This is a genomic window from Elstera sp., assembly GCF_044372965.1.
In the GTDB taxonomy this organism is placed as follows: domain Bacteria; phylum Pseudomonadota; class Alphaproteobacteria; order Elsterales; family Elsteraceae; genus Elstera.
Window position 1 is genome coordinate 1 of the sequence record NZ_JBILQX010000215.1, and the last position, 5,257, is coordinate 5,257.

Sequence of the window (5,257 nt, forward strand, 5' to 3'; positions counted from 1 at the left end):
TAAGCCCCAAGAACACCCCGAGCGCACCGAGCGCCAGCGGGACCAGCTTCCACCCCCATAACCGGGGCCAGCAGCATCCGGCCACCGCCGTGCCGAGAACGAGCGTTGCCAACAAAGGCCGCCACTGTTCCTCGTAAGGGTAGCGCCCGAACAGAATCAGCCGGTGCTTTTCGGTGATCAGCCCCCAGCACGCCCCGCGATGATCGAGCGCGCGGCAGGCTTTCGCGTCGGCGGCGGTCACACTGTTGAGCACGCCCCAGGACAGCGCCACCCAGGCCAGATAGACCAAGGCCGCCAGCGCCAATCCACTGAGAATTTTGGTCACGACCGAGTTCGGCACAGTCCCCGGCGGCCACGGCACCCGCGCTTGGGCGGCATCGGTACGGCGTTTCCAGGTGGCCTTGAGGCCGGAGGCAAGGGTGAGAACGGACATGATCTAGCGCTCCCGCAAGGCCCAACGGCGGTTATAGGCATTCATAATCAGCGAGGTGAGCAGGCTGAGGCTTAGGTACACACTGGCGAGCACCGTAATGCCCTCCACCGCACGGCCATTTTGGTTCATCACCGTATTCGTGACCGACACCAGATCGGGATAGCCGATTGCCACCGCCAGCGAAGAGTTCTTGGTAATGTTGAGGCACAGACTGATGTAGGGCGGAATAATTACCCGCAGCGACAGCGGCAACACCACGAAGCGCAGCAATTGATTGCGATTGAGGCCTATCGCCGCCGCCGCTTCCCACTGGCCTTTCTGGACCGACAGAATGCCGGCGCGAACGATTTCTGCCATGTAAGCCGAGGCCGCCATACTCAGCGCGCCCAGCAGCGCCATATATTCGGGCGATAGAACCGCGCCGCCGACGATGGTGAATTTCCCCATCTGCGGATAAGCGACCTTTGGCGGCATCCCCAGCAGCATTGGCACAGCGACAGCCGCGAGAATACTCCCCAAGAACAGGGCGGCGGCAGGCAAAAACCGTCCGGTCGCACGGCGCACGGCCCAAGCTGCAAGCAAGCCTATGAACACAAAACCGCCGAACAGCCCCCATCCGGCCCCCGCAATCGGCACGGGGATCGAAAGTCCCTCTTTGCTCAGATAAAGTCCCGGCAGCGGCTGCACTTGGTCGCTGGCGAGCGGCAGAAGATTGCTTAAGCAAAAATACCAAATTAGCACATGCACCAAGACCGGAATATTCCGCACTACATCGACATAAATCGAGGCAAGCAGGCGGATCGTCGGGCTTTGGGCGAGGCGGGCAATCCCCAAAAGTGTGCCGAGGATCGTCGTCAACACCATCGCGGCGAAGGCGACCCGCAGGGTATTGCTGATCCCAGCGGCATAGGCGGTGAGCACGTTTTGGCTGCCGGTGAAGGGCAACAGAGTTTCGCTAAGATCAAAGCCTGCGGGCTCCATCAAATAAGCAAACCCGAACGTAAGCGAACGGCGCGCGAGGTTGGTATCGAGGTTCTGCCCCATCCCCCACGCCGCTAACAGCACGGCGACCAACAGCAGAGCTTGCCCGGCAAGCGCCATGGGAGTGCGGATGAAAGGCCGCTTTGGGGGCGCGGTGGGCGCTGGCGACGACAAATCGGTCATGGCGGGCTTCTTGAGCAAGAGGAGGAGATGAAACGCCGGGCCCAGCAGAGTTGGGGGACAGACCCGCCGGGCCCGACGCGCGGCGAAAATTAGCGAACGGGCGGTGCGTAGATCAGACCACCGCGCGTCCACAAATCATTCAGACCGCGTTCCATTTTGAGCGCCGAGCGCGCGCCCAGATTGGCATCAAAGCTCTCGCCGTAATTGCCGACCTGTTTGATGACCCGGTAGGACCAATCCTTATCGAGCTTTAGCAAACGGCCCGTATCTTCCCCCGTGCCAACCATGCGCTGAATGGCGGGATTCTTACTCTCCGCGCGCAACTGATCGATATTGGCTTTGCCGATGCCCATTTCTTCGGCTTCGATCATGGCGTAGAGCACCCATTTGACGATGGTGGTCCAATCCTCATCACCCCGGCGCACGGCTGGCCCAAGCGGCTCTTTCGAGATCACTTCCGGCAGCAGAACGAACTGCTCAGGATCACCCAGATTATTGGCGCGGTGGATGGTGAGCGCCGTAGCATCGCCGGTCATGGCCTGACAACGGCTCGACCGGAAGGCTTCCAGGGTCGCTTCGTTCTGCTCGAACACAACAGGTTTATAGTCGAGCTTTTTCGCCGCGAAATATTCCGCCAGGTTCTTTTCGCTCGTGCTGCCCGCATCGACGCAGATGGTGGCACCACTCAACTCTTTGACACTATTGACCTTCAGGCTTTTGCGGGTCAAGAACGCTTGCCCATCGAACAGATTGATGCCAACCCAGGAAAGTCCCAAGGAGGCATCGCGCGTTAGCGTCCAGGTGGTGTTGCGCGACAGAAGATCGATTTCCCCCGCTTGCAGCGCCGTAATGCGCGTAGAGCCGGTCGTGGAGAGAAACTTCACCTTATTGGCATCACCCAGCACGGCAGTGGCAACGGCGCGGCAGAAATCGATATCAAAGCCACCCCATTTACCTTGGCTATCGGCCAAGGCAAAACCGGCACGTCCGGGATGAACCCCGCAAACGAGTTCGCCGCGCTGCTTTACGGCATCAAGGGTAGCCCCAGCCAAAGCGGGGGCGGTCGCGGCAGCGGTTAAAAGCGCCGCCGCGAGGAAACGAGTGGTCCCGTACATGATAATCTCCCGGTTTTAGAGCAAATTTTGAGCAAGCGACAGGGTTTGCGCTAACGCATTTGCATTGAATTACAACGGTCTAGAACTTTTTGAGGAAACCTGAGAGACCGCCTCAGGCCCTAGGGTGTTTCTTTTGAGCGGCGCTTCTTATAGTCCGGCGGGCGGGCTGGAGGACGGTTCGACTCAGGGTACACATAGGGGCCAACCAGATCGGTCAGCCCTTCCATCGCTTGCAACGCGTCGGTGCGTTGCCAGGCGAGTGCAGAGCCCAGCGCTTGAATAAGCGCCAGGGCGGCGACCGCAGAAGAGGAGGTAACCCCCCGTTCCGCCGACGCAAATAAAGAGCGGGTGGCAAGCGGCACCAGCGGCGCGGTCGGCATATCCGTGAGCGCCAATACAGCGGCCCCGCGATCCCGCGCCAGTTTGGCAAGATCGACCGTATCGCGGGAATAGCGCGGAAAGGTAATGGCGATCAGCAGATCGTCGGACGAGAGTTTGAGGAGGTGGCGCACGCTTTCCTCCGGCCCGCCCCAGCCGCCGACAAAGCGCACATCGTTGCAGAACGGCCCATAATGGCTAGCGGCAAACCCCGCGAGATACGCGCTCGCGCCAAAACCCACCGTGTAAATCCGTTTCGCCCCGCGCATCAGATCGACCGCGCCGCCCAGCCCCTCTGCGGTTAAATCGGCAACGGTTGTTTGCAAGTTGGCGATATCTTCTTGCAGCGCCTCTAGCGCGACCCCGGCGGGCGAGGCATCGCGTTGACGGGCGACGCGCAGTTTATCTTCTTGCGACATGCGAACCCGCACACGCCCAACCAGTTCCGCCCGAAACTCGGCATAGGTCTCGAACCCCAACGCGCGGGCAAACCGATTGGCGGTTGCCAGCGACATATCCGCCGCCGCCGCCAGCTCGTCGATCGTCATGGTCGCGGCATCGAGCGGATGGGCCAATACAAATTCCGCCGCCCGCTGGTGCGTTGCCGACAAAGCCGGAAACAACCGCGTGATCCGCTGCGCGATATCTCCGCCGACCGATGGGGCATCGGTCAGGGCGGGATGCGGGTTTAGCGAGAGGGGTGATTTGCTCATAGGTTTATGAAAATATATTTCGATAATCCCGTCAATATGAAATTTTAAATATCATTTTGTCTGACAAACAATAAGGATAACCAAGAGATGCAAACCAGGTCAAAGGGCACTATCAGGGGCATTGATAGACCAAAACCCCTGCATTTCTGCGATAGATAGGGGAGCGTTGGGGGAAACTCTGCAATCGGAAGGTTGAAAAAAATTCTGGCGTTTAACGCGCAACGCATGAAAATTTACTTTCACGGCGCCCGCCGAAAGCGCGTGCCCATTGGATCATACGGGCTGTCGAACTGGCTAACGAGATTGACGATATCCGTCAAACTTACCGTCTCCAGCGCGTTCAAGCTGGTGGCGAGGATGCGCGCGTGATCGCTTGAGAGAATGCCGTCCGTGCAATGATGAAACTTCTCGCGCCAATCGTCAGCGCTAAAGGGGTTCTGCGGTGCGCCTTTCGGATATAAAACGCTTTTACAAAAGCGCGTCGAACTGTGTTTCAGCGTTACCTCAACGCAGTGCGCCAGCGGAACCGTCTCAACGAACCCCTCCACCAGAGCTTCGGGCACAAGCGCCATCCTGATGCGGGGAAGCAGCGCGCGGGTATCGGGATCGGCCAGCGCGCGGGCGGAAAAATCGGCAGGACCGATACTCCCGAACCGTAGCGCCGACGCCAGACTATAGGGCATGCTGAACAGCGCTTCCGACGGGGTTTTCGGATCGGGATAGCGCAAGGTGAGCGCGTTCAAAGGGCCGACGCGGGCGATTACGCTGTCCACATCCTGCGCCGTAAACCCGTGCTCCGCCCGCAGTGCCAGGAGCGCATCGATGCATCGGTGGGCGGAGGCGCAGCAGGCATATTTCTTGAACGCCATGCCGGTGGCAATCAGCGGCACCCCTCCTTCCGCCTCGGGTACAAGCTGGGACCAATCGGGGGCTGCACTGCCCCGATACATCTGCCCAAAGCCGAACGGCCCTTCTAACGGATCAACGGAGGCCGCGAGCCCTGCCCGTGCCAGCCGCGCCAGCATGACGGCATCGCGCGCAGCTAATCCGGGATTGACGGCTTTCGCCGGGGTTCCGAAGATATTCTTGGCCCCGAAAGCCTTGGCACCCGCCATCGACAGCGCCGCCAACGTTTCGGCAACCGAGAATTTTTCAATACGGGCGAGCGCGCACGTCGCGGCAATGAGCCCGTAGGTGGTGGTCGCAACCCATCCGGCTTCCATATGCTTGCGGGTGAGGCATAGGTTCAGGCGGCTCGCCACCTCGCAGGCGATGGTGATTGCGTCGTAGAGACCCTCCCACGCAACCGCCCGCCCATAGCGCGTGCCGATCAGCGCCGCGAGCGTAACGCACATCAGATGCCCGCCCATGCTGTAGGTCTGATCGTCCAGCTCGCGCTTATGGAAGGCTGTTCCCCACGCCAGCGCCGCCGCATCGGGAAGTACCCGCAAATC

General features: G+C 60.3%; 4 protein-coding genes and 1 pseudogene. All 5 read right to left on the reverse strand.

Annotated features, from left to right (window positions below; all coding sequences use genetic code 11):
- A pseudogene (locus ACIQ36_RS17990) lies at positions 1-433 on the reverse strand (hypothetical protein); the annotation flags it as partial.
- Positions 434-436: 3 nt separating this feature from the next.
- The gene (locus tag ACIQ36_RS17995; protein ID WP_395831877.1) at positions 437-1,597 is read right to left on the reverse strand and encodes an amino acid ABC transporter permease; all 1,161 of its coding nucleotides are present in this window, start codon (positions 1,595-1,597) and stop codon (positions 437-439) included.
- Positions 1,598-1,686: 89 nt separating this feature from the next.
- Positions 1,687-2,712, reverse strand: a complete 1,026-nt coding sequence (locus ACIQ36_RS18000; RefSeq protein ID WP_395831880.1) for an amino acid ABC transporter substrate-binding protein — start codon at positions 2,710-2,712, stop codon at positions 1,687-1,689.
- 119 nt (positions 2,713-2,831) lie between these two features.
- Positions 2,832-3,803: a MurR/RpiR family transcriptional regulator gene (locus ACIQ36_RS18005; RefSeq protein ID WP_395831882.1), complete on the reverse strand. Its 972-nt coding sequence runs from the start codon at positions 3,801-3,803 to the stop codon at positions 2,832-2,834.
- 239 nt (positions 3,804-4,042) lie between these two features.
- The coding region (locus ACIQ36_RS18010; protein ID WP_395831885.1) for an MmgE/PrpD family protein at positions 4,043-5,257 on the reverse strand (1,215 nt) is incomplete at its 5' end.